Here is a 23,637-nt window from a genome sequence, read left to right as displayed (position 1 = left end):
GCGCCGTCCCTCCTAGAAGTCGAAGTCGGCGAGCTCGACGGCGGCGACGGGTGCGACGTCGCGGGTGAACACCGCGGTGGCGGGTTCGGTCGTCAGCTCGGTGAGGGAATCCACGTACTGGTCGAGCAGGTACGCCGCCGAGGCGTGATCGAACAGTTCGGCGGCGAACTGCAGTTCCAGGACCAGACGGTCGGGGTGCTGGTACGCCTGCAGGTTCAGGTCGAAGCGCGACGCCGGTGCCGGGTCGATCCGCACCGCAGCGGTCAGCTCGCCGGTGCCGAGCTCCGCGAAGTCGATGTTCTGCCACGCGAACAGCGCCTCGAAGACGGGATGACGGCCCGGCTGCGCGGCCACGCCGAGGCGGCGTACGAGCCGTTCGAACGGGAAGTCCTGATGGGTCAGCGCCGCGCGGTGCCGTTCGGCGAGCTGCCGGGTCAGGTCTGCCAGGGTCGTCGAGTCGTCGACGACCGAGCGCAGGCACACCGTACTGACGAACATCCCGACCGTGGTCTCCGACTCGGGGTGCACGCGCCCGCTGACCGGCGTGCCCACGATGATGTCGCGCTGGCCGGTCAGCCGGCTCAGGGTCGCGTGGAAGGCCGCCAGCAGCACCGGGAACGGCGTGACAGCGTGCCGGTCGGCGGCGCGTTCGACGAGCGTGAGATGCCCGGTGCCGAGCGTACGGGTGACGGTCGCCGCGGCGGTGGGCCGGCGTCGGCCACGCGGCCGGTCGGTGGGCAGCTCCAGTGCCGCCGGCGGGTCGGCGAGTTCCCGCAGCCAGTACGCCTCGGTCTCGGCCGTCGAGGAGTCCGCGAGCCGGTCGTGGTGCCACTGCGCGAGCGCGGGGTAGTCGCACGTGACCGGTGCCAGCTCGGTGCCGGCGTACGCGGCGAGCAGCTCGGTCAGCAGGACCCGCAGCGAGACCCCGTCGAAGACGATGTGATGCACGTCGATGTGCAGTTCGTGGTGGCCGGGTCCGTGGCACACCAGCAGCGCCCGCAGCAGCGGCGCTTCGTCCAGCGGGAACGGCCGCACGAACGCGGCGACGGCCGCCGGGTCGGGCTCCGCGAGGTAGGCGAAGGGTACGGTCACGCCGTCCACCGGGATCTGGCGAACCGTGTCGCCGTCGAGCAGGAACCTGGTCCGCAACGCGGGGTGCCGCTGCACGAGCGCGTCGAGGGTGGCCCGCAGCCGATCGGCTTCCAGCGGCCCGCGCAGCTCCATCCGGGCGGGAAGATTGTAGGCGAGCGATGCCGGATCGGCCTGCCAGAGTGCGTACAGGCCGAGCTGCTGCGGATGCAGGTCGCTGGCGACACCCGCCGGCACCGGAGCCGGGGTGCTCCATGCGGCGGTGTCGGCGGCGGTGACCTGCTTTGCCATGTCGGCCAGCGACGGAGCCGCCATGGCCGCGCCGAACGACATCTGCACACCGAACCGGCGGGCGATCCGGCCGAGCAGCGTGCCCAGCCGCAGGGAGTTGCCGCCGAGGTCGAGGAAGGAGTCGTCGGCGGCGATCCGGTCCGCCGGCACGTCGAGCACCTCGGCCCACAGCTCGGCGAGGCGGTGTTCCTGCGGGCTGTGCGTCGCGGGGCCCCGGCCCGACACGGCGTCGGGCACGGGCAGCCGCGGGACGTCGACCTTGCCATTGGTGTTCAACGGCAGCTTCGGCAGCACCACGATGCGGTCCGGGCACAGGTACGAGGGAAGCGTCTCCCGCAGCGCCGCCTGGACTGCCGCCTCGTCGAGTCCCGTCGTGACGGCGTATCCGAGGAGTCTCCGGTTCAGCGTCGAGTCGCCGTGCACCCGTACGTACGAGTCCAGCACCCCGTCGACGGCCCGCAGCGCGGCGTTGACGTCGGGCAGGTCGATGCGCTTGCCGCGGATCTTCACCTGGTCGTCGATGCGCCCGTGGAAGTGCAGGTCACCGGCGGCGTCGGCGTGCACGATGTCGCCGGTGCGGTAGTAGCGCACGCCGTCGATGACGGGGAACCGGGCCGCGGTCAGGTCGGCGTTGTGCAGGTAGCCCCGGGCGACGCCGGCGCCGCCGGTGCACAGCTCACCGCTGACCCCGGCCGGGACGGCCCGGTCGTCGGGGCCGAGTACCAGGACGGTACTCCCCCGGATGGCGCGGCCGATCGGGATCGGCTGGTCGTCCACCGTGGTGACGTCGTACGCGGTCGTCAGCGTCGTGTTCTCGGTCGGGCCGTATCCGTTCACGATGCGCAGCGCCGGGTTCGCGGCCCGGACGAGTGCGACGTGCCGGGGGGAGAGCACGTCTCCGGCGACCAGCAGCTCCGTCAGCGGCGCGAAGATCGTGGGGTCTTCCTCGACGATCTGGTGAAACAGCGGCGTCGTGGGGCCGATCGTGGTGATGCCGTGCTCGCGCAGGGCTGCGCCGACCCGCCACGGGACGACCGCGGTCTCCTTGTCGATCACGCAGAGGCGGCCGCCGTTGAGCAACGGTCCCCAGATCTCCAGGGTGGACGCGTCGAATTCGAGGGCGCCGAGTTGCAGGAACCGTACGTCCGGTCCGAATGTGAGGTAGTCGGTGTCCTTGACCAGCCGGACGACCCCGGCGTGTTCCACCATCACGCCTTTGGCGGCACCGGTGCTGCCCGAGGTGTAGAGCACGTACGCCAGGGGCGAGCGGTCGCCGGTCGCCGGGGGCGGGGCGAAGTCCACCGCTGCGGTTTCTCCCTGAGCCGGCAGCTCATCCACGCGGACGACGGTCAGCCCGGGTGTCGCGTGCGCCGCGATGACGGGCTGCGCCGACGCCGAGCACACCAGGACCCGGACGCCGCTGTGCCGCACGAGCTGCGCGATGCGTTGCGGCGGGAACGCGGGGTTGATCGGGACGTACGCCCCGCCCGCGAGGATGATGCCCAGGACCGTGACGACCGCGTCGGTGCCGTGCTCGAAGGCCATCCCGACCAGGGTCTCCCGGCCGACGCCCAGCCGGCGCAGCCCGACGGCAACGGCGACGGCCCGTTCGTGCAGCTCGCGGTACGTGAGCCGGGTGTTGCCGTGGACCAGGGCGATCGCGTCGGGACGGTGCCGTACCTGCTCGAGGAAGTGTTCGTCGATCAGCGTGGGTCTCATGTCGTGGTGCCTGTCGTGAGTAGTCCCGCGGGCGACCAGCGGGAAGGATCGGCGAGGGAGGCCAGCGCGTCGGGGCCGTAGTGCGCCGCGACCCAGGCGTCGTCGTAGACCGTGGTGAGGTACCGCTCACCGAGGTCGGGTGAGATGGCGACGGCCGTCGCTCCGGCGGCATCGGGTTCACTCATCCGGCGTTGCAGGCCGGCGAGGACGGTGCCGGTCGAGCCGCCGAACAGATACCCGCGACGCGCCAGGCGCCGGCACATCGCGATGGTGTCGAGCTCCTCGACGTGCACGACCTCGTCCACATAGGTCTCGTCGACCAGCTCGGGCCGCCGGCTGGTGCCGAGCCCGGGGATGAACCGTGGGCCGGGCTCGCCGCCGAACGTGACCGAGCCGACGGTGTCGACGGCGACGACGCGGGCATGGTGCCCGATGTCGCGCAGGTACCGGGCGCAGCCCATCAGGGTGCCGGTGGTGCCGGCGCCGACGAAGAGGAAGTCCATGTCGGCCGAGTGCTGGACGATCGCCGGGGCGGTCGAGTGGTAGTGCGCCAACCAGTTGTCCGGGTTGGCGTACTGGTTCATCCAGACATAGTGCGGGTTTGCCGCACACAGTTGCCGCACCCGGTCGATCCGGCTGCCCAGGAAGCCGCCCGCGCTGTCCGGCTCGGTGACCACGACGACCTCGCCGCCGGCGGCCTGGATGAGCCGCCGGGAGTGGTCGCTGCTGCGGGGGTCGGTGACGCAGACGAACGCGTAGCCCTTGGCCGCGGCCACGATGGCGAGTGCGATCCCGAGGTTGCCGGACGAGGATTCCACGATGACGGAGCCCGGCCGGAGCCGTCCGTCCCGTTCGGCCCCCTCCACCATGGAGACGGCGGCTTTGAGTTTGATGGACCCTGCGAAGTTGAAAGCCTCGCATTTCAGGGCGACCGCGAATCCGAATGTGTCAGTCAGATCCACGAATGTGTCGTCCGAACCGAAGGCGTAGGCACGCGCGACGTGGCTCACGGATATCTTGCAGTTTCCTTAGGAGAAGGTTGAGTCCTGAATGCACACTGAGACTGGCATGATTAATGCACAGTTAACTCTTTCCCCCCGGTGTCAACCTTTTCGTCACGGGCTGTTTCCGCCCGCTCCAGAACGCGCGCGCCAGCCACCCCGCTGACGGACAAAGGCAACTCTTCATGGTCCACGGTGGATCTGTCAAGCGCGCGTGCGGTGCGCGCGGCCGCTCGTCCCCGGGGCCATTCACCTGCGGATAGCGAAGCGTATCGGCGTCGTGACGGCGGGCTGTCGCGCCGGGCCGTGAGGCGTGCCGAGTCGCCTCTGGACCGCAGCCGCGTCCGCCCCGGTCGCCAGCATCTCCGACCTGCACCCCACCGATGTTGAGCAGCCGATCGGCCTGATCGTCGGGGTGCACCAGGTCGTGCACCGTTCCGCAAACGGGCGAGAAGTTGGCGATCACGACTATTGAGTGATGAATATGCGCGTAATGGGTGACAGGGGGCCCCGGCTCGTTCCACCATGGATGTATCGAAGAACACTGATTCAGCCCTAAAGGGCAGACTTTCACGAGTCCGGGGAGCGTCGGACGCCCGTGGCACAATGGGCCGTGCTCTCGTCCGCCCAGAAGTCCGCGTCGCGGCCGCCGTTACGCGTAGCCGCCGTGCAGGCGACCTCGGTCGCCGGCGACATCGACGCCAACGCTGCCACCGCGGCCGCCTTCGTTCGCCGGGCCGGTGCGGCCGGTGCGCGACTGGCCGTCTTCCCGGAGAAGTTTCTCACTGGATACGAGCCTGAGTTGGTGACGGCGCAGCCCGATCGTCACGCCGTCCACCTCGGCGACCCGAGATACGCGCCGATCGCCGACGCCTGCCGGGAGAACGGCGTGGCCGCCGTCGTGGGCACCGCGCTGCACGATCGCGGGCGGCTGACCATCTCCGCGCTCGTCATCGCGCCGACCGGCGCCCTCGCGGGCCACTATGACAAGCAGTACCTGTTCGGCTCGGAGCGCCGGCATTTCGAGCCGGGCACCGGCGGCTGCACCGTCGTGCTGGACAACTGGCGACTGGGGTTGGGCATCTGCTACGACAGCGGATTCCCGGAACATGCGCGCGCCGCCGCGCAACACGACTGCGACGCCTACCTCGTCGGTGCTCTGTTCAGTGTGGGCAACGGCCATCACGAGTCACGGACCTGGTTCCCGGCGCGAGCGCTGGACAACACCATGTACACACTGATGTCGAATCACGTCGGTGCGATCGGTGGATGGAACGCCTGCGGATCCAGCGCCGTCTGGGGTCCGGACGGTCGGCTCGTCGCCGAGGCCGATACCACGAGTACCACCATGGTCGTGGCCGACCTCGATCCCGGTGTGCTGCGCGATGTCCGGGCCGCACACCCCCAGCTCGCCGACTATCAGGTCACCCAGCGCGCGCGGGCACACCACACTCTCGCGCTGCTCACGTGATCAGCGGGTGACAGGGTCCGCTTGCCGGACGACCGGCATCCAGCGACAATCGTCTATGCAGAACCTTGGGCCGGGCGTGATCTGGTCATTTTCAGCATTCGTCAGAGGACTCGTGTGGTCGTTCTGACAACCGAAGAAGCCATACCTTCCGACAACGTCACCGCCGTCGTAATGTCGAAGGAGGTCCCCGTGGACACATCGGCCGCCAACCACGAGACCGCGTCCCGCAGCCCCGCCCGTACGCTGCTGTTCAGCGTGCTCACTGGCCTGGCGTCGCTGGCGGTCCTGCTGCAAGGTGTGTGGGCAGGCATTTTCCTGGAGCACGACGGCCGACGAGACGACGCAGGCGGCTGGATCGACGTCCATGCCCGCGGCGCCGACGTGGCGTTGGTGCTGGCCATCGCCGCCACGATCGTCGCGGTGTGGCGGCTACGATCGCGCAAGGACCTCTGGATCGGCAGCCTCGTGCTGGTGGTTCTGCTTGCGTTCGAGTCCTACCTCGGCGGCTTGATCCGCGATGACGGCAAGGACGCGCTGACCGCCGTGCACATTCCACTCGCCATGGCCATCATGGCCGTGTCGGTGTGGCTACCCTTGCGGGCACGGATACGGCGCTGAGCGCGAATCACCCACTGGTTCTTCATGGGACGGCAGTCAGGACGGGTCGGGCCGGCGCGGCGGCGAAGGATGCCAATGCGGCGCGGATCTCGGCGTTCGGTCTTGCCAGTTCGAGCTCGGCGAGGGCGGCCTCGGCAACCATTGCGACGTAGAGCCGTGCGGCGGCTGAGCTGCCCTGCATGCCGGCCGCGGCAAGGTCTTCGGCCACCAATGTGGTGAACCGGGCAACGTTACGCCGGATCTCACTGCTGATCGCGAGATCACTGCGGACGTCGAGCAACATGGCCCGGACTCCTCGGGCCGCCAGGCAGCAGCTCAGATACGCATGCGTTCCCCGGTCCAGCCGTTCCAGGCCGGGGGGACACCCGTGGACGCTGCTGGCCACCACCGCGCCGAGCTGCTCGGAGAACCGCCGGTGCAGGGCGGTCAGGAACGCGCGGCGGTCGGTGAAGTGCACATAGAACGTCCCTTTGGAGACGCCCGCGGCACGGACCACCTCGTCCACCGACATGCGGGGAAGGCTGCCCGACTCGGCGAGCGACAGCGCCGCGTCGAGCAGCAGCGCGCGTGTCGGGTGTGACTGGTCGGCCATGCCGGACCTCCTGTGATCGGCCACTGCAGGAGAGGATCAGCCCGCGGGCTCAGACGGGCGAGCGCTCGCGGTCGCCCGTCGCCGGGGCGGCGGTGACGCGACGCAGGCGCGGCAGGAATCGACCGGTACGCGTCATGTAGGCGCGGTACTCGTCGCCGAACGCCGACGCGGACAGCCGCCTCTCCTCCCGGGCCGCGGTGAGGTTCAACACCGTGACCGCGTACCCGAGTGCGACCAGCGTGGCCGGGTGCGGGAAGCAGGCCAGCGCGGCGGCGAAGGCGGCCAGGAACGCCGCGTAGAACGGATGCCGGATACGGCCGTACGCGCCGTAGGTGACGATGCTTCGCGGAGCATCGTTGTCCTGGTGCCACAGGGCCAGGGGAACCCGGTGCGTGCCGAGCGTGAAGAAGATCAGTGCGATGGCCACCGCGGCCAGCGTGACCGCGGCCAGCGCCAGCGGCGTCGTCCACCCCCGCGGGGTGAACGGTTCCAGACCCATCGCGTACGCCACGAGCAGGCCGGCCGGGGTTACGAAGAACGGCGCGGCGGTCACCCACCACATCGGGCCGAGCCAGCCGTCGCGTCGGAAGAACATCCGTGGGAGCAGTCCGATGACCGCAAACGCGAGCAGGACCGCGAGCAGCGCGGGAGCGTTCATGTCAAAGTCCTCTCGAAGCGGTGACCAGGACGGGTGTCTCGGCCTTGCGCTGCGGGCCACGCCGCATCGGCAGCCACCAGTTCCACCTGCCCATGAGCCGCATGGCGGCCGGCACCACGACCAGCCGGATGACGGTGGCGTCGAGCGCGATGGCGATCGCCAGACCGAGGCCGAGCTGCTGGATGGGCAGGATGCCGGTGAACGCGAACGCGCCGAAGACGGCGATCATCAACAGCGCCGCACCGGAGATCAGTGGCGCCGTGCGCGCCACGCCGGTGGCGACCGCGTCGGAGTCCGGCGCGCCGGCGTCGTGTTCCTCCTTGACCCGGTTCAGCAGGAACACCTCATAGTCGGTGCTGAGGCTGAACAGGATGGCCACCAGCAGCACCGGTACGAAGTTCTGCAGGTGACCGACCTGGTCGACGCCGAGTACCCCGGCGCCCACGCCCCACTGGAACACCATCACGAGGACCCCGTAGGTGGCGCCGAGCGACAGCAGGTTCATGGCGATGGCCTTGAGCGGCAGCAGCAGCGACCGGAAGGCGACCAGCAGCACGAGGTATCCGATGCCGAGCATCACGGCGAGCACCAGCGGCATCCGGTCGGTGATCGCCGCGTTGGCGTCGATCCCCTCGGCGGTCTCACCGCCGATGTTCGCGTGCAGGCCGCTGCCGAGATCCTTGCTCGCGGCGCGCACGTCGGTGAGCAGCGTACGCACCGGCGCGCTGGCCGCGTAGTCGTCCGCGACGACTTCGATCACCGCGGTACGCCGGTCGGCGGAGAGAAAGTGGTCGACGGTCTGCTGGAGCTCGGCCGGCGCGCCCGGCGATCCTGCGGCCGCCTGTGCGTCCAGGCCTGAATCGACGCGCGTGACGTGCGGCAGCCTGGCGAGCCGATCCCGCAGCTGGGTCAGGCCGCGCGCGGCGCCCGGGTCGTCGAACGCCACGGGCGAGGTGACCACCACCTCGATCGGAGCGGCGGCCCCGGGACCGTACTGAGCCCGTACGGTGTCGTAACCCCAGCGCACCGGCGAGGACGCCGGCACGATCCGCGCATCGGGAGTGAACGTGCGCAGGTCCAGCGCCGGGACCGCGAGCGCGAGCAACGCCAGCACGGCGACGGTCAGGTACGGCACCGGCCGCGCCATGATCCGCCGGGCTAGCCGGTGCCACCGGCCGCCCGACGGGTCCGCGCCGATCGGGGCCTGGCGACGGCGCAGCCGGCCGTGAGTGATCCGGTCGCCGAGCAGATACAGCACCGCCGGCAGGAGAACGACCGTGGTGAGGACGGCGAACAGGACAACCACCACGACGCCGAGCGCGATCGACCGGATGACGTTGAGGTCGATCAGGAACAGGCTGGTCATGGCGAGCACGACGATGCCGCCGGAGAACACGACGGTCCGGCCGCTGGTCCGCAGGGTCGCGGCGAGCGCCTCGACGCGGTCGTGGGTGCGGGTGATTTCCTCGGCATACCGGGAGATGACGAACAACGAGTAGTCGACGCTGACGCCGAGGCCGATCATCGTGGCCGCGTTCTGGACGAAGATCGACAGCTCGACGTGCCGGGCGAGCTCGGCGAGGACACCGAACGTCACCACGATGGAGACCGCGCCGACCACCAGGGACGCGGCCGCGGCCACGGCACCCCGGTACAGCCACAGCAGAATGAACAGGATCAGGGGAAACGTCACCAGCTCCGCGATGCGCAACCCGTCGGCGCTGAGCTGGTTGACCGCGCCCCAGAAGGAGCCGGAACTGACCAGGGCCACCCGTAGTCCGTCCCGGGTGTGCCGGGCCGTGAGGTCACGCTGGACTTCGGGCAGGATCCGGCGGGCGGTACCGTCGTCGAGGCGCAGGCCCACCTGGGTGATCGCCGTACGATGGTCGGCGCCGACGAACCGGGCCCGCGCCGGGCCGCTGAGGCCCAGCCAGCCGTAGCTGCCGGTCGTTTTCAGCCGTGGGTCGGCGAGCACCTCCCGGGTCGCATCGGCGACCCGCCGGTCGAACTCGGCGCTGGCAGCGGCGTGCCGGTCGTCGCGGACCACGATCGTGACGTTGCTGGCGCCGCGGTCGGCGAAGCCGGTACGCAGCGCCTCGGCGGCCGCCTGCGACGACGATCCGGGACGGTACCAGCCACCGCCGCTGAGCCGCTCGGCCAGCGGCAGGGCCGCCACACCGGCGACGACCAGGGCAACCAGCCAGCCGCCCACCAGCGGCCAGCGCAGCCGGGCCACGACGGCCGCCAGACGCCGCGCGGTCACGCGGGCTCCCCCTCGGCGCGTTGCTTCCGGGCCAGCAGGGCGGTCAGGTCGCCGAGTGTGTGGATGTTCTTGAGGTCGTGCTGGGTGAGCACGACGTCGAACTCCTCCTGCAGATCCACGGCGACTTCGACGAACGCGAAGCTGTCGGGAACCAGTTCGGCGATCGTGACGTCCGGGGTGAGGCGTTCGACGGGCACCGCGGCCAGCGTGCTGATCCGGTCGCGCACCTGCGGGAAGTCGACGGTCGACACGGTGGTACTCCTTCGGTCGTGGTCGTGCGGGGACAGTTCAGAACCTGGTCGGGCGGGCGCGAGGGCGACGGCGACCGTCGCGGCGCCGGTCGGCAACGCGAGGCTGACGTAGCGCAGCGCCGGTCCGGCGGACGGGACCCGGTGGGCGGTGCCGCGCCGGGCGGACGGGTCGCCCACCTCGTAGTCACGCAGCACAGTCGCGGCGTTGCCGGGGTCTGCTTTGAACAGGGCCTCCTTGACCGTCCACAGGCGCAGCGCGGCCTGCGCCCGGTCGGTGGTGTCCGCCAGCCAGGCCCGCTCGGGTGCCGTGAGGTAGAAGCCCGCCGTCCGCGGGTCCGGCGTCCGGTCCCGCTCGACGTCGATCCCGACCCCGACGACTCCGGCCGCGGCGACGGCCACAGCGGCGACGGACAGGTCACCGCTGTGCGTGAGCGAGGCCGTCCGGTCCGGAAACGTCCGGGCCGCGGTGTGCGGGGGCCGGCCTGCCGCGGCGAGCCCGCGACGCAGCGCCCGCCGGCCGGTCAGCCATCGCCGCCGCCGGTACGCGCCCGGCAGCGCCGCGAACCGCACACGTTCGCCGGCGGTGAGCTCGGCGGGGTCGAGCGGTGCGGCGCTCACGGCCAGCAACACGGTCGCGTTCATGGTCGCGTGCGGGGGAAACCGTCAGGATCATGTGCGCCTGCGGGCACGCCGTCCGAGTCGGGCTCCGGGTCGGGAACCTCGGGGCCGCGCAGCAGGGCCACCCGGTCGCCGTACTCGGCGAGGGCCTCGGCGTACACCTGCTCGTCGGCCTCGGTGAACCGGGCGACCGTCTCGGCGATGTGCTCGGCGCCGTAGCGCTGCGCCATCTCCTGCAGCGCATCGCGGACGTACCTGATGTGCCAGCGCTCGTCCACCATGATCTGCTCGATCGTGGCGCGGATCCGCGGATTCAGGTCCGGGACGAGCAGATGCCGACGGTACTGGCCGATCACCCGCTTCTCGAAGACCTGGGTGATGGCGAGCACCTCCATGAGGTTGACCGGCGCACCGGCGGCCTGCAGGTACCGGTCCTGATACGCGTCGCGCAGCCGGAGCGGTGCGGCGTCCAGGTCGTTGATGCAGTCCGTCCAGTACCGGGCATGGTTGGCCTCATCGGCGAAGTGATGGGTCACCTCGGCCTGCAGTTTGCCGGCCTTGACGGTGCGGGCGACCCGCCCGAAGAACAGGGCACCGTTGATCTCGGAGCTGCGGTAGAAACTGAGCAGCCACAGGTCGTTCTCGGTCAGGCTCACGAGGTACTCCCTCCCGTACGCCCCCAGCGGGTGCGGACCAGTTCGGTGCAGGCCGCGGCGACGAGCTGCCGCGACGGGGGCACCGCGTAGTCGCCCCAGGCCGTACGCAGGCGGCGGTTGTCGAACTCTTTGGGCAGGAACAACTGTTCGGTGAAGGGCGCCACCGAGGCGGCGGCCTGCCGCAGCGGGCCGGCGCCGAACCGGTGGGCGGCGTCGACCAGGTCCCGGAAGCTCTGCACGTCGCAGAACTCCGGGCGGAGCAGCCGGCGCCGGCGGAAGCCCGGGTCGGCGTCGAACACCTCGAACGCGGCGTCGATCAGTTCGCCGAGGGCGATCGCCTCGGCCGGCGCCGGGGCCACGTGGTAGCACCCGTCCGGGGTACGCGGGTCGGCCAGGTACGCCACACCGCGAGCCGTGAAGTCGGCCGTGGCCAGGTACATCGGGGTGGCGGGGTCGCCGGGCACGAGTGACATCAGCCCGTAGAAGAACAGCTTCAACGTGTTGTGGAACGCGTTGTGCTGGATGACCGTGCCGGTGTCGTCGTCGGCCACCACGGTGGCCAGGCGGGCCACCGTGAGCGGCAGGTCGGCGTACCCGGCGAGCAGGCGCTGTTCGGCGGTGTACTTGGACCACTCGTACCAGTTGACGAAGCCGGGGTCGACGTCGTGTGGGTCCTCGGTCACCAGACCGGACCGCCTGCCCGCGCTGAACAGGGTGGACAGCGCCACCACGCGCTCCAGGCCGGGACACCGGCGGGCGTGGTCGGCTATGCGTTCGGCGCCGGCGACGTTCACGGCCTCGGCGGTGTCCCGGTCGACCGTGAACGCGGTCCGGGCCGCGGCGTGCACGATCCGGCGCACGCCGCGCGTCTGCACCGAGGCGAACGCGTCGGGCGCGGTCAGGTCCACGGCCGTCACGGTGGCCCGGCGGGCCGCATCCGCGCCCAGCTCGGCCAGCAGTGACGTCCGCTTGGCCGCCAGCTCGGCCGGATCGGCGGCGCGGACGGTCAGCAGCAGAGCCTCGTCGCCGGTGGCGAGCAGGCGGGCCGCGATCCGGCGGCCCAGGTACCCGTCGGCGCCGGTGACCAGGGTGGTCACGACGCAACTCCGGCGACCCTGGCGGCGGCTGCCACGTCCGGCCAGTTCGCCGGGTCGGCGCCGTGCCGGCGGGTCAGCGCGTACGCCCAGCGTTCCAGGCCGAACGCCACGCAGCCGCTGGACGCGGGCACCCCGTCGCGGGTGATGTCGAAGGCGGCCCCGAACGTGTCCTCGTGCAGGTTCACCGAGGCGATGGCCAGGTCGCCGAACGTGGCCTCGTGCTTGGTCGGCCGCAGTCGTTGGGCCAGCCAGCGCGGGTTCTGGGCCGGCCGGAAGAACGGGTCGGTGGCGACCTCCCAGCGAATGGGCAGGTCAAGCTCCCGGCAGAGCGCGTCGACCGCGTCCCGGCCGCGTTTCAGGAAGGCGACCACCTCGGCGCGCCCGCCGAGGCAGACCAGCTCCCGCATCCGGAAGCTCCACTGCCGCCGCAGCGGCCGGTAGTACTTCTCCCGACGGAAGCACGTGTTGACCGTGGTCAGGTACGCCGGCGCGACCAGCCGCTCGCCTCGGTGGTGCGGGTAGAGGTGGTAGCACGCGGCCGGGGTGAGCAGTTCGCGGACGGGGGCGGTCCGGGTGAGCCGCACGGCGCCGTCGGCGTCCAGGGGGTCCCGGCCGGCGAACGTGTCCAGGTCGGCCGGGTCGAGCCCGACCGGGAACGTCGCCAGCTGCGGAAACGACTCGAGGTACGCGACCCGCTGCAACTCCCGGGCGTCGATCATGGCCGGGTGTTGTTCCGGTTCGGCACCGAACGCGGCGGCAACGGTGGCGAATCCCTGGTCGCAGTCGGCGGCCAGCCGGTACAGCGGTCCGGTCAGGACAGCGTGCCCGGACTCGCGCCATCCGAGCCCGACGGGGGCCAGCTCGGCCAGCAACTCCGCGTCCGTGACGTCGACGACGGCGTTCATCACGGTGCCTCGGCCGGCTCCGGCAGGAACCGCTGGGCGATCGTCGCCACGTCGCGGAAGTCGCCCGGTTGCAGGCGTTGCACGTCGATCGCCGCCCCGCGCAGCCGCTCCAGCAGCAGGATCAGCTCCGGGATGTGCAGCGAGGTGAGGTGGCGGCCGTCCAGCAGTGGCAGGTCGTCGGTGAGCCCTTCGGGCGGCAGCCCGCGGGCGCGCTGGGTGATCCAGACGCGCAGGGCAGCGAGTTCAGAACGCATCGGCCGGTTCCTCCGGGGACAGTAGTGCGCGGTCGTGGAAGAAGCTGAGACATTTCGCCGAGATCCGGCGCCGGTGCTCCCGCTGCGCGGGGGCGTGCCATGCGTCCTCGGCGACCTGCCAGGGGTCGTCCAGGCCGCACTCGGCGTAGACGTCCGGGTTGTAGTACTCACGCCAGGTGGCGGTGAAGAACTGACCGAGGTACGCGCGGATCTCGGCGCGCCGTTCGTCGTCCCAGCCGGGCGAGTGCGCGTCCCACAGGGCCCCGACCACGGCCCGGTTGAACGCGAGGTGCCGCGACTCGTCGGCGTGGTGTGCGCTGTTGATGAACCGGGCCACCGGGTGCAGCCGCTCGTCGCGGGACTGCAACACGTTGTACCTGTCGGCGTGCTCCTCGAAGATCAGCACTTTGCCGAAGAACAGCAGATCGTCGACAGTACGGTCGGGGCGGCCCGGGAACGTGACGTGGCGGCTGCGGTACACCTTGGCGTACCGGCGGCAGAAGCCCCCGAAGTACACGCTGTGCTTGTTCTCCTCGTCGAGGAAATGGTGCAGGTAGTCGGCCAGCTCCAGCATGTCGGGCCGGTACAGCCGGGCCGCGATGCCCTCCATCAGCGACGCCTCGCCGTGGATGTTGAGACTGAAGAAGTTGGCGGCCTCCTGGAACGCGAGCCGGTGCCGGCCCGCATCGTCCAGCGCGTCCCAGTACGGCGTGCCGTACAGGCTGGTCAGTTCGGGGCTGGTGAACCATTCGCCGTCCGGGTCGACGGTGTCCGGCCACTCCAGCGCGGTGTACGGGTTGGTGTACCTGTCGCGGGACATTTCGGTGAGCCGGTCCAGGGTGCCGGCCAGCCCGGCGAAAAGGCTCACGGGACCTCCAGGATGACGCTCTGCCAGTTCAGGCCGAACCCGGCCATCATCAGCAGCAGCCGCTGCCCGGGCCGGAGCCGGCCCGAGTCGAGCAGCGCGGTCAGGTTGACGATGTTGTCGGCCGAAATGACGTGCCCGGTGTCGGGCAGCGACGGCAGCCAGACCCGGGCGTGGTCGACGCCGAGCAGCCGGGACAGGATCTGCCACGCCTTCTCGTTGGTGTTCTGCGGCACGATCCAGTCGATGTCGCCGGCCGCCATGCCGGCTCGGTCGAGGGTTTCCCGGACCAGCCGGTGCATGTACGCGAAGTAGCTGCCGACCGTCTCGTCGTCGCTGGCTTCGCCGAGGCCGCCGTTGGTGATCTGGTGCGCGGCCACCAGCCGCAACCGTCCCGGAGCCCGGCTCACCACGCACGCCGCGGCCCCGTCGGAGATCAGGTTGTACGCCTGCTCGTACCGTGATCCGGCCGGAAACCGGTCGGCGCTGACGCAGAGGATTCGCGCCCAGCCGGGTTCCGCGCCGAGCAGGGCCCCGGCCAGCCGGATCGAGCCCAGCATCGACGTGCACGCCTGCTGGTTCAGCCCGATCGCCACGGCGCGGTCCAACCCCAGGTCGGCCTGCATCCGGCTGATCGGGAAGTCCATCAGGTGCTTCACATCCCCGGTACGCCGCCAGCCCTCGACGTCACCGACGTTGCCGTTGAGCGGCAGGCAGGTGGCGTACACGATGGCGTCGACGCCGTCGCCGAGCGACAGCCCGGCGGTGGCCCGGCGGGCCAGGTCGTAGGCGGTGGTCTCCGGCTCGCAGACGTGGTGCCAGGTGAACCCAGCCGAGGCCAGGTCGGTGGCTCGGGAGTACAGCAGGCCGGCGGCCGCGGAGTCGGTGACGTGGACCTTGCGCTCGCCGAGCGCGTAGCCGAAGTCGTCGACGTAGACATCGGTCATGCCGTCCGGAACCTCCTCACAGGACGAAGCGATCGTGACCTCACAGGACGATGCCATCGCGGCGGATCTTGCGAGTGGCGGTGCGGGGCAGCGCATCGTCGTGCACGACGATGCGGCGCGGCCGCTGGTACGGGGCGAGCCCCGCGGTGAGCCGCCGCACCTCGGCGGTGAGCGCCCGCTCCCGGTCCGCGGCGTCGGCCAGTTCGCCACGAATCCGGTCACTGGCGGTGACCACTGCCACCAGTTCCTCACCGTGCTCGGTCGGGTGGCCGAGCACACACACCTCACCCACCAGGTCCGAGCGGCCGAGGACGGCCTCGACCTGCTCGGGCTGGACGTTCTGCCCGCTCGGCAGAACGATCAGGTTCTTGCGGCGACCGGTGACGTGGATGTATCCGTCGGTGTCGATGCGGCCCAGGTCGCCGGTACGCAGCCAGCCATCCTCGTTGATGGCTTCGGCGGTCAGCTCTGGCTTACCCCAGTACCCGGACATCACACCCGGTCCTCGGGCCAACAGTTCGCCGTCGGCGTCGACGCGCACCTCGGTACCGGGAAGTGGCCGGCCGACGCTGCCGATCCGGTTTTCCCACGGGGTGTTGGTGGCCACAATGGGCGAGGCCTCCGAGAGCCCGTAGCCCTGGCAGACGTCGAAGCCGAGCTGCTGGAACGCCAGCGCCAGCCCGGGGTCGAGGGGCGCCCCGCCCACGAAGAAGCGGCGCAGCCCGGGATCGACTCGCCGCCCGGGCGCCGCGACCAACCAGCGACGCAGGGCGGCGAGCAGGGCCGGCACGGCGACCATGTCGGTGGCGCGCTGCGCGGTGATCGCGGCCGCGATGTCCGCCGGCAGGCGGGAGGCGGCGAAGTGCACGCGGGCACCCGCATACAGCGGTACCAGGCAGCCTGCGATCAGCTCGAACAGGTGGTGTCCGGGCAGGACTGACACGAAGACCGCGTCCGGCGCGACCCTCTGCCGATCGGCACCGGCGGTGACCTGGTACGCCAGGGCACCCCAGGAAACCGTCACGCCCCTGGGCGACCCGGTGGTGCCGGACGTGTAGGTGATCATCGCGGCATCGCCCGGGCTCCGAGGAACCGGCTCCACAAGCGCGACGCCCTTTCGGTGAGCTGCATCGACGCCGCCATCTGGTGCCACGACGTCCTCGACCGCCACGCCCCGACCAGGCAAGGCCTCCTGATCGGGTGAAACACACTCGGCGACCGTCACGAGGCGAGCGGCGCCGAGCAAGTCCGCCAGGCGCGGCACGTCGTCCGGCTCGGCGACCACCACGGCCGGATCGGTGTCACGCAGGTATGCCGCCAGGTCCGCTGGGGCGGCATGCCGGTCGACGGGCACCGCGACGACTCCTGCCGCCAGCGCGCCGACCAGTATGGACACCCAACGGGGTCCGTACTCGACGGCGATCACCACCCGGTCTCCGGCCACCACCCCGTACCCGGACAAGGTCCGGGCGACCGCGCCTGCGGTGGCTGCGAGCCCCGCGTACGTGAGACGATCCGGCTGCGCGTCGAGGGCAAGCCGTGCCCCGGCACCGGCATCGCCGAGACGCAACAGGCGGCACATGAAGCGGTCCGACGACCAGGCGACTCCGCTGTTTTCGATCATGACCTACCCATGGATGTCCGTCAGTGCGCGTGACCTATCGTCGAACGCGATTCGGGGACATTCCATCGACGAATGCCCAAGCTTTCGGGGCGCTGATTCGTGACTTCACCGAAAGGGCGAGGCGACGTGACACCGTCAACCGATCCGGGCTGGGCGCCCGTACGCGCCGTGACCCATCACCTTCTGGCACAGGGCGACGGACTCGCCGACGAACTGCTTCAACAGCAGTACATGCAGGTGCCCGGCCTGGACAACGCACTGACACCAGGAGTGGCCCACGCCCATGCGCGGTGGCTGACCGGCACCTTCCTGCGTGACCTGGCCGCGCGCCGCCCACCCGCCGAGACGCATGTCGTGCGCTGTCAGGAGTTCGGTGCGCTGCGGGCCCGCCAGGGCGTGGAAGCGTCGGCCGTGGTGCAGGGGCACCACCTGGCCCACCGGGAGATGTGGCAGCGGATGACCGAACGGCTGGTCGACGACCCGACCGTCACGCCGGCGCTGCTGGCCGCCAGCTTCACCCACGGCCTGCAGTGGCTGCATACGCTGGTCGGGGCGGTCAACCGCGGCTACTTCGAGCAGGACGCCGCCGACCGCAACGCCCGGGAACGCGCCCTCGACCAGTTCCTCACCCTGCTGGAGACCTCGCAGGCCACCGGCGACCCCGTACGATCGCTGGCCATCAGCCTCGGGTTCGACCCGGACGGCACCTTCTGCGCCGTGCACGGGCTGCGCGCCGGTACGGCGCCCGACGACGGGTCCGCGCCGGTGCTGCCGGAGACCCGGCTGCTGCAGACCGAGCAGCTCGCCGACGTGCTCGGCCCCCCATCGGCGGGCGAACGGTGGGGCATCGGTGCCGTCCGGTCCGGGCTGGCCGGCGCCTGCCGCAGCATCGTGGACGCCAAGCTCGCGTACGCCGCGTCCGGCGCGCACGGGGGCCGGCTCGAGTTCGCCCAGGCCTGGTGGCGCTGTCCGCCGCAGGCTCAGCGGGAGGCGGTCGACCCGCTGCTGGACGAGGCCCGGCAGGTGGCGCAGGCGCGGCCCTACCTGCTGGAGGCCGTGGTGGCGTTCGCCGAGACCGGGTTCTCGGTGTCCCAGGCGGCCCGGAAGCTGCTCGTCCACCCGAACACGCTCAGCTATCGACTAGGTCAGTGGCGGCACCTCACGAGCCTCGACCCGCGTACGGTCAGCGGCCTGGCGCAGACGCTGTACCTGGCTTCCTGAGGCGGCGCGCACTTCACCGCGTCGCTCTGCGCCGCATGTGGGCTAGGGTCGGCCCGGTCAGCCGGTGATGCCGATGTCGTCGATGTAGCCGCGGTATCCGCCACTGCCGCCCGGGCGGTCGAACCCGATGTCGATGCGGGTGATCTGCCTTCCTGCCAGTGCGCCGAGCCGGGCGGTCACGTGGTTCCACTGACCGGGCGTCAGCCGTCCGCACTGGTACTGCGGATGCAGGCGCCCGCCCCCCTGGTCGGTGATCGCACCGTTGCGCAACGCGGTGCCGTCGGTGAGGTCGGCGTCGACGGCCACACAGGTGCTGTTGTCCCCCGAGACCAGCGGCGACTGAGCTGTCCCTTGCGGGTAGATCCAGTAGGAGAGCACGGTGTCAGGTCCGATGGTCAGCGGGGTGCTCAGGTCGAAGAGCTTCAGGTACGCGTGGGCGTCCGCGGCTCCGGCGGCGCTTCCGGAGTACATCAGCGCGGTCGACCCGCCATGGACGCTCTCGGCGCGCATGCTCGCCTCGGGTCCGGTCAGCCCGTACCCGGGAATCGGGTTGACGTTGGCGATGCCGCCGGAAGAGGCCCCGCCGTCGGTGTCGACCGTGTCCGCCCAGTCGGGCAGCCGCTGGCCGGTTTCCAGGCCGGTCGAGGTGAACGGTGTCGCCGAGGGGTCGCGCAGTGGGGCGGTGGCGAGCGCCACGACGGTGTCCCCGCCGCCGTAGTTCATCCACCATTTGCCCTCGTGGAACGTGATGGTGTTCATGAAGATGGTGTGTGGTGTGAGGCCGTTCTGCTCGTATGGCGCGGCGGGACTGAGGACGGCGTCGGTGAGCTGACCGGTCGAGCGAGTCGGGTCGGCGCGGGACATGGCGATCTCGCTGACCGCGTAGTACCAGCGGCCGTGCGACATCAGGCCGCCTCCGAGGAACAGGACGATCCCGTGGTTGATGTGTCCACCCTGGATGCTCTGGTAGTCGGTGACCGCGACGCAGATCTCGACCGGCGCGTAGTTGCCGGGCAGGTGCAGGTCGATGGGGATGAAGTCGGTCCAGTGCACCATGTCCGTCGAGTAGGCGACGCCGGTACCGCATCCGGCTCCGCCACAGCCGCTGGAGGCACGGCCGCCGTAGTACATGACATAGCGGCCGTTGATGAGCAGCGGATGGTCCGCCGGGTCGGTGATCACCGCCGCGTTCTTGTTGTCCCGGACGATCGGGCCGAGTTGGATCCAGTGCACCAGATCGGTTGAGGTCGCCTCGTTCAGATCGAACGCGCCGTCGTGGACCGCGGTGAAGAAGGTGTAGTACGTGCCGTCGAGCTCGTAGAGCCGGGGGTCCTCGATCGCGGTGGTCTCGTTCGGCAGGCTGTTGGTGAGGACCGGGTTGCCGGCGTAGCGGTGGTAGGTGTGCCCGTCGGTGCTGGTGGCGTACCCGATCTGCGAGGTGTTGCCGCGCTGCCCCCGGTAAAGCATCCGGTAGACACCGTCGCGTACCAGGACGCCAGGGTTGTAGGTCTCGTCGGCTTCGAAGCCGTCGCCCTGGGGGGTGAGAAGCGGGTTTGCGTCGTACCGGGTGAAGGGGCCGATGGCCCAGTCCGGCAGGTTGGCACCGGTGTAGTCGGCGACGGCCGGGGCGGCCGCGGTGGCGACGGCGAACATGGTTGCCGCGGCGATCAACAGCACAGCAAGGAGCAGTCTGCCCGGGCGGGAAGTCTTCATCGAGGCACTCCTCGGCGAGATGGGAGTGACAACGTTGTCAATCAGTAGAGCTTCGACGCCCATCGATCGATTGTCAAACCCTGCCTGCGCCTCAGCCGCCGGATCCGGACCCGTCGTCGGTGACGGGAGCCAGCCGGGCGCGGACCACCGCCGCATCGGAATGGCCGAGTTCGTCGAGGATGGCCAGTGCCGTCAACCAGCTGTGCCGGGCGGCCGTGAGCTGGCCGGATTCGGCCTGGACGTCGCCCAGGTGCCGCAGTCCGTGCGCCTCGGAGTAGCGGTTGCCGGCTTCGCGGGCGCAGGAGACAGCGCTCTCATAGGCTGCGGCCGCGTGCGCGTACTGGCCCAGCTTGTGGTGTGCATAGCCGAGGCTGTTCCAGGACGCGTCCTGTCCGTGCAGATCACCCAGCTCTTGCTGCAACTGCAGCGCCTGCCGGCTGCAGGCGATCCCGCGCTCGTGGTCGCCGAGTTGGGCGAGGTCCCACGCCACCGCACTGAGTGCCGTGGCGTGCCCAGCGCGGTTGCCGGCGGCGGCGTACAGGTCCAGGGCGACCTGGTCCTCGGCCAGTGCCTCGCGGTGGCGTCCCTGCTGGTCGAACAGCCAGGAGACGCCGAGGTGTGCCTGTGCCTGATTAGCGGTGTCCCCGAGCTCGGCGAACAGTCGGATGGCATGCCGGAGGTGGTCGTATCCGTCGTCGTACCGGCGCAGCCAGCCCAGCGCCCGGCCGAGGCTGCGGTGGGTATTGGCCTGTCCCCACTGGTCGCCCTGCCGACGTGCCGCGGCCAGGCCGACCCGTTGAGTGTCGGCCCATTCCTGCCAGCGCCCGGCCCTGCCGAGTGGGTTGGCCATCGCCCAGGCGAGCTGCCATGCATGGGTGTCGAATCGGCCGTCGAAGCTGCGCTGTACCGCATCGAGCAAAACGGCACGCTCGTTGCGGAGCCAGGCCGTGGCGGCGGTCGCGTCGGCCAACTCCTCCGGGTGTACGCCCGGCACGGGTCCCGTCGGGGTGATCGGGATGCGGTTCGGGCTCAGAATCATCGCCGCCCGCACGGCCGTGTGCAGGTAATGATCGAGAGTGCGGTGCAGTGCCGATTCGCGTTCGGTCACCGGGTCTTCGTCAGCCGCGAGCTCGGCCGCGTACGCCCGCAACAGGTCATGGAAGGCGAACCGCCCGGGCGCCGGCTCGGAGAGCAGGTGTGCCGCGCGCAATTCCGCGAGCAGCGTCTGCGTCTCGTCGAGGGCGAGCCCGGCCTGGGACGCCGCTCCGGGTGCGGCCAGATCCGGACCCGGGTGGGAGGAGAGGAGCCGGAACAGCCGCGCCGCGTCAGCCCTCAAGGATCGGTAGGACCACGACAGCACCGTCCGGACGTTCGTCGTCGGATCATCGCCGTCCAGGGCGTCGAGCCTGTCCTGCGCAGCGCGCAGTTGATCCGCCAAGGCGCGCAGGGGAAGCCGCGGCCGCGTCGCCGCGCGCGCTGCCACCACGGCGAGCGCCAGCGGCAACCGCCCGCATCGCGCGACGAGGTCGTCCACGGCCTCGGGCTCGGCGCTGACCCGCGCGGCACCGAGCCTGTGCTCCAACAGCTCGCGGGCATCCTCGGGCGTCGGCAGGTCGAGATCGACCGGCATCGCGCCTTCGGCGGCGATCAAGCCCGTGAGATGGGTACGGCTGGTGACCACGGTGACGCATCCCGGCGAGCTGGGCAGCAAAGGCCGGACCTGGTCCGCGTCGCGGGCATTGTCGAGCAGGATGAAGATCCGGCGGCCGGCCAGTGTGCTGCGGAACAGAGCGGTCTGCGCCGGAAGGTCCTGCGGGATACTGTCCTGGGGCAACTCGAACGCATCGAGAAGGCCGCGTAGCGCCTCCGCGGCGGTGATCGCCGGCCCGTGGGGATCGAATCCGCGGAGGTTCACGTAGATCTGGCCGTCGGGGAACCGGTTCCGCGCCCGCTGTGCCCAGTGGATGGCCAGCGTGGTCTTGCCGACGCCCGCTGTCCCTGTGAGCACGATGATCGCCGCGGCGCCACCCGGCGGTCCTGCGATGGTGTCCATGGCGGCCAGCTCGGCAGCACGGCCGGCGAGGGCACCCACCGACGGGGGCAACTGAGCGGGCGCCGGGACCTTCGCTGCCTGCAATGGCACCACACCAGGGGTCGGTGCGGCGATGGCGGGGTCGTCGCGCAGGATCGCAGTTTCCAATGCCTGGAGCTCCGGCCCGGGGTCCAGACCGAGCGCGCTCGCCAGTCGTTCGCGCGTTGCCCGGTACACGGCCAGCGCCTCGGTCGCGCGCCCGCTGCGGTACAGCGCCAGCATCAGCTGCCGTACGAGGTACTCGCGCGCCGGGTTCACCGTCACCTGCCCGGTGAGCTCGCCGATGAGTTCGCGGTGCTCGCCGAGGCGCAGCTTCGCGTCGAACCGGTCCTCGATGGCGGTCTGGCGGGCCTCCTCGAGACCACAGCAGAGCCGGTCGCGGATCTCCGCCGGCGCCGATCCGTCCAGGGCCGGCCCTCGCCAGAGCAGTAACGCGCGGTCGAGCAGGGCGATCCGATCGGCGTCGGGTGCGGACCGGGCGCGCTGTACGAGCAGGCGGAACTCGTGCGCGTCCACCTGAACCGGATCGGTGCACAGTGCATACCCGTCGCCCCGGCGGAACAGCTCGGCGTCCGCCTGGCGCAGCGCCTTGCGAAGCTGGGAGATCGCGACCATCACCGCGTTGGGCGCGGTGCGGGGCGGCGATCCGGGCCAGGCCAGGTCGATCAGCCGCGCCAGCGGAACCGGCCGGTTGACCTCCAGAGCGAGGACGGCCAGGATGAGCCGGTTCTTGCGCGGACCGAGATCCACGCCTGCCCCGTTGACTGACACCTCCACCGGCCCGAGTAGCCGAAACTCCACCGCACGCCCCCGCTATGGTCCGCCCCATCGCCTGATCGCAGCCAAGGCAATATATCGGGCCTTTCGGGAACGACGAGCAGTGGTCCTCGTCGATCTGTGGCGGGATCTCACGTCGTGCATCGAGGATGCGGAACCGATCGCGGTGGAGGTGCGCGAAGATGCCCCGGCCGCCCGGTGTTCTCCGGCTGCTCGGCGAGCGGTATCGCGCCCGGTGCCGGTGAGTGCGAGTTGCCGGTATCCGGGAACCGGAGGGCGCGCGCCTGGTGCGGCGCGCTCCCCCGTTTCGTGAGAACGACGACGTCAGCTCGCGGAAATGACGATGTGCACCCAGGCGTTGCCGACGTTCTTGCACTGGTTTCCGGTACCGTCGTCGTGGCCCCAGTAGCCGTTGTCCCCATAGCCGTCGTCCTGGTAACCAAGGACGAGCGGGCCGCCGTTACCGCTGACGTACCACTTGCTGCCGTTCGCGTACTGGAACCAGGTCAGTCCGGACGTCGCCCCGGGAATGTGGAACGATCCGTGGTAGAGACCATTGTCGGCGAGCGGGTCGACGTACCGTTTCCAGGTCTTGCCACTACCGCCGGTCTGGACGCAGCCACCCCCGGTGATGGTCACGTAGTCGCCGTGCTGGAACTGGATCGAGCTGTACGTCGTGGATGCCTGGGTGACCACCGGCTCCGTGACCCAACAGTCCAGGGGCAGTGTCCGGCCCGTGCAGTACGAGTTCATCGCGGCCGGCCGTGCGGCCACGGCGCGTTCCACGGTCGGCGTGCTCGCCGAGGCGGGTGCAGCAGCAGCGCCTGCGACCAGCGCGCCCGCCACTGCGGCGATCGATCCGCGCTTGAGCAAGGCTCGAGTCCTCATTTCATCTTCTCCCTACCCGTTGATGAC

The 23,637-nt window shown here is 70.6% G+C and carries 20 protein-coding genes; 4 read left to right on the top strand and 16 right to left on the bottom strand.

Translation table 11 applies throughout. The features are described from left to right. Window positions 1–12 precede the first annotated feature (12 nt). Entirely contained in the window at window positions 13–3,099 is a 3,087-nt protein-coding gene (locus ACMCNK_RS34725) for an amino acid adenylation domain-containing protein (RefSeq protein WP_412740560.1), read from the bottom strand. Then, window positions 3,096–4,061 carry a 2,3-diaminopropionate biosynthesis protein SbnA gene (gene sbnA, locus ACMCNK_RS34720; protein ID WP_412740559.1) on the bottom strand — a complete coding sequence of 322 codons (966 nt, stop codon included), beginning with the start codon at window positions 4,059–4,061 and terminating at the stop codon, window positions 3,096–3,098. Before sbnA ends, ACMCNK_RS34725 begins: the two co-directional genes overlap by 4 nt. A 352-nt stretch (window positions 4,062–4,413) precedes the next feature. On the opposite strand from sbnA, the gene ACMCNK_RS34715 reads away from it, so the two are divergent. The 3 genes from ACMCNK_RS34715 (at window position 4,414) to ACMCNK_RS34705 (ending at window position 6,189) form a co-directional block, all read left to right on the top strand. After that, window positions 4,414–4,575, top strand: a complete 162-nt coding sequence (locus ACMCNK_RS34715; RefSeq protein ID WP_412740558.1) for a hypothetical protein — start codon at window positions 4,414–4,416, stop codon at window positions 4,573–4,575. 123 nt (window positions 4,576–4,698) lie between these two features. Further along, a complete protein-coding gene (locus ACMCNK_RS34710) occupies window positions 4,699–5,571 on the top strand; it encodes a carbon-nitrogen hydrolase family protein (protein ID WP_412740557.1) in 873 nt (290 codons plus the stop codon). Between the two features lie 189 nt (window positions 5,572–5,760). After that, entirely contained in the window at window positions 5,761–6,189 is a 429-nt protein-coding gene (locus ACMCNK_RS34705) for a hypothetical protein (protein ID WP_412740556.1), read from the top strand. Window positions 6,190–6,211: 22 nt separating this feature from the next. Here ACMCNK_RS34705 and ACMCNK_RS34700 read toward each other — a convergent pair whose 3' ends face one another. Genes ACMCNK_RS34700 through ACMCNK_RS34650 form a run of 11 tightly spaced genes read right to left on the bottom strand, consistent with a single transcriptional unit; the run spans window position 6,212 to window position 16,919 of the window. Continuing rightward, window positions 6,212–6,781 (bottom strand): TetR/AcrR family transcriptional regulator, encoded by a 570-nt coding sequence (locus ACMCNK_RS34700; RefSeq protein ID WP_412740555.1) that lies wholly within the window; start codon window positions 6,779–6,781, stop codon window positions 6,212–6,214. A 49-nt stretch (window positions 6,782–6,830) separates the two neighbouring features. Continuing rightward, window positions 6,831–7,439 (bottom strand): methyltransferase family protein, encoded by a 609-nt coding sequence (locus tag ACMCNK_RS34695; protein WP_412740554.1) that lies wholly within the window; start codon window positions 7,437–7,439, stop codon window positions 6,831–6,833. A 1-nt stretch (window position 7,440) separates the two neighbouring features. Then, window positions 7,441–9,702, bottom strand: a complete 2,262-nt coding sequence (locus ACMCNK_RS34690) for an MMPL family transporter (RefSeq protein ID WP_412740553.1) — start codon at window positions 9,700–9,702, stop codon at window positions 7,441–7,443. Continuing rightward, window positions 9,699–10,595, bottom strand: a complete 897-nt coding sequence (locus tag ACMCNK_RS34685; RefSeq protein ID WP_412740552.1) for a 4'-phosphopantetheinyl transferase superfamily protein — start codon at window positions 10,593–10,595, stop codon at window positions 9,699–9,701. The genes ACMCNK_RS34690 and ACMCNK_RS34685 overlap by 4 nt, the downstream gene beginning before the upstream one ends. Further along, window positions 10,592–11,227, bottom strand: coding sequence for a ferritin-like domain-containing protein (locus tag ACMCNK_RS34680; RefSeq protein ID WP_412740551.1), 636 nt, complete (start codon window positions 11,225–11,227; stop codon window positions 10,592–10,594). Before ACMCNK_RS34680 ends, ACMCNK_RS34685 begins: the two co-directional genes overlap by 4 nt. Next, entirely contained in the window at window positions 11,224–12,324 is a 1,101-nt protein-coding gene (locus ACMCNK_RS34675; protein ID WP_412740550.1) for an SDR family oxidoreductase, read from the bottom strand. Before ACMCNK_RS34675 ends, ACMCNK_RS34680 begins: the two co-directional genes overlap by 4 nt. Then, the gene (locus ACMCNK_RS34670) at window positions 12,321–13,229 is read right to left on the bottom strand and encodes a hypothetical protein (protein ID WP_412740549.1); all 909 of its coding nucleotides are present in this window, start codon (window positions 13,227–13,229) and stop codon (window positions 12,321–12,323) included. Before ACMCNK_RS34670 ends, ACMCNK_RS34675 begins: the two co-directional genes overlap by 4 nt. Beyond that, window positions 13,229–13,483 (bottom strand): hypothetical protein, encoded by a 255-nt coding sequence (locus tag ACMCNK_RS34665; RefSeq protein WP_412740548.1) that lies wholly within the window; start codon window positions 13,481–13,483, stop codon window positions 13,229–13,231. Before ACMCNK_RS34665 ends, ACMCNK_RS34670 begins: the two co-directional genes overlap by 1 nt. Further along, a complete protein-coding gene (locus tag ACMCNK_RS34660) occupies window positions 13,473–14,351 on the bottom strand; it encodes a diiron oxygenase (RefSeq protein WP_412740547.1) in 879 nt (292 codons plus the stop codon). Before ACMCNK_RS34660 ends, ACMCNK_RS34665 begins: the two co-directional genes overlap by 11 nt. Continuing rightward, window positions 14,348–15,295, bottom strand: a complete 948-nt coding sequence (locus ACMCNK_RS34655; RefSeq protein ID WP_412740546.1) for a 3-oxoacyl-[acyl-carrier-protein] synthase III C-terminal domain-containing protein — start codon at window positions 15,293–15,295, stop codon at window positions 14,348–14,350. The genes ACMCNK_RS34660 and ACMCNK_RS34655 overlap by 4 nt, the downstream gene beginning before the upstream one ends. Window positions 15,296–15,335: 40 nt before the next feature. Beyond that, window positions 15,336–16,919 carry an AMP-binding protein gene (locus ACMCNK_RS34650; RefSeq protein WP_412740545.1) on the bottom strand — a complete coding sequence of 528 codons (1,584 nt, stop codon included), beginning with the start codon at window positions 16,917–16,919 and terminating at the stop codon, window positions 15,336–15,338. Window positions 16,920–17,045: 126 nt separating this feature from the next. Between ACMCNK_RS34650 and ACMCNK_RS34645 the strand changes: the two genes are divergently transcribed. After that, entirely contained in the window at window positions 17,046–18,140 is a 1,095-nt protein-coding gene (locus ACMCNK_RS34645; protein ID WP_412740544.1) for a helix-turn-helix domain-containing protein, read from the top strand. 57 nt (window positions 18,141–18,197) lie between these two features. On the opposite strand, the gene ACMCNK_RS34640 is transcribed toward ACMCNK_RS34645, so the two are convergent. The 3 genes from ACMCNK_RS34640 to ACMCNK_RS34630 form a co-directional block, all read right to left on the bottom strand. Beyond that, a complete protein-coding gene (locus ACMCNK_RS34640; RefSeq protein ID WP_412740543.1) occupies window positions 18,198–19,853 on the bottom strand; it encodes a hypothetical protein in 1,656 nt (551 codons plus the stop codon). Window positions 19,854–19,944: 91 nt separating this feature from the next. Beyond that, on the bottom strand, window positions 19,945–22,695 hold the full coding sequence (locus ACMCNK_RS34635) for a BTAD domain-containing putative transcriptional regulator (RefSeq protein WP_412740542.1): 2,751 nt from the start codon (window positions 22,693–22,695) through the stop codon (window positions 19,945–19,947). Between the two features lie 351 nt (window positions 22,696–23,046). Next, entirely contained in the window at window positions 23,047–23,610 is a 564-nt protein-coding gene (locus ACMCNK_RS34630) for a hypothetical protein (RefSeq protein WP_412740541.1), read from the bottom strand. Window positions 23,611–23,637 lie beyond the last annotated feature (27 nt).

It is taken from the genome of Krasilnikovia sp. MM14-A1259 (genome assembly GCF_047159535.1).
Classification (GTDB): domain Bacteria; phylum Actinomycetota; class Actinomycetes; order Mycobacteriales; family Micromonosporaceae; genus Actinoplanes.
Note: the sequence above shows the minus strand (reverse complement) of the source record. Positions and strands in the feature narration are given on the sequence as shown.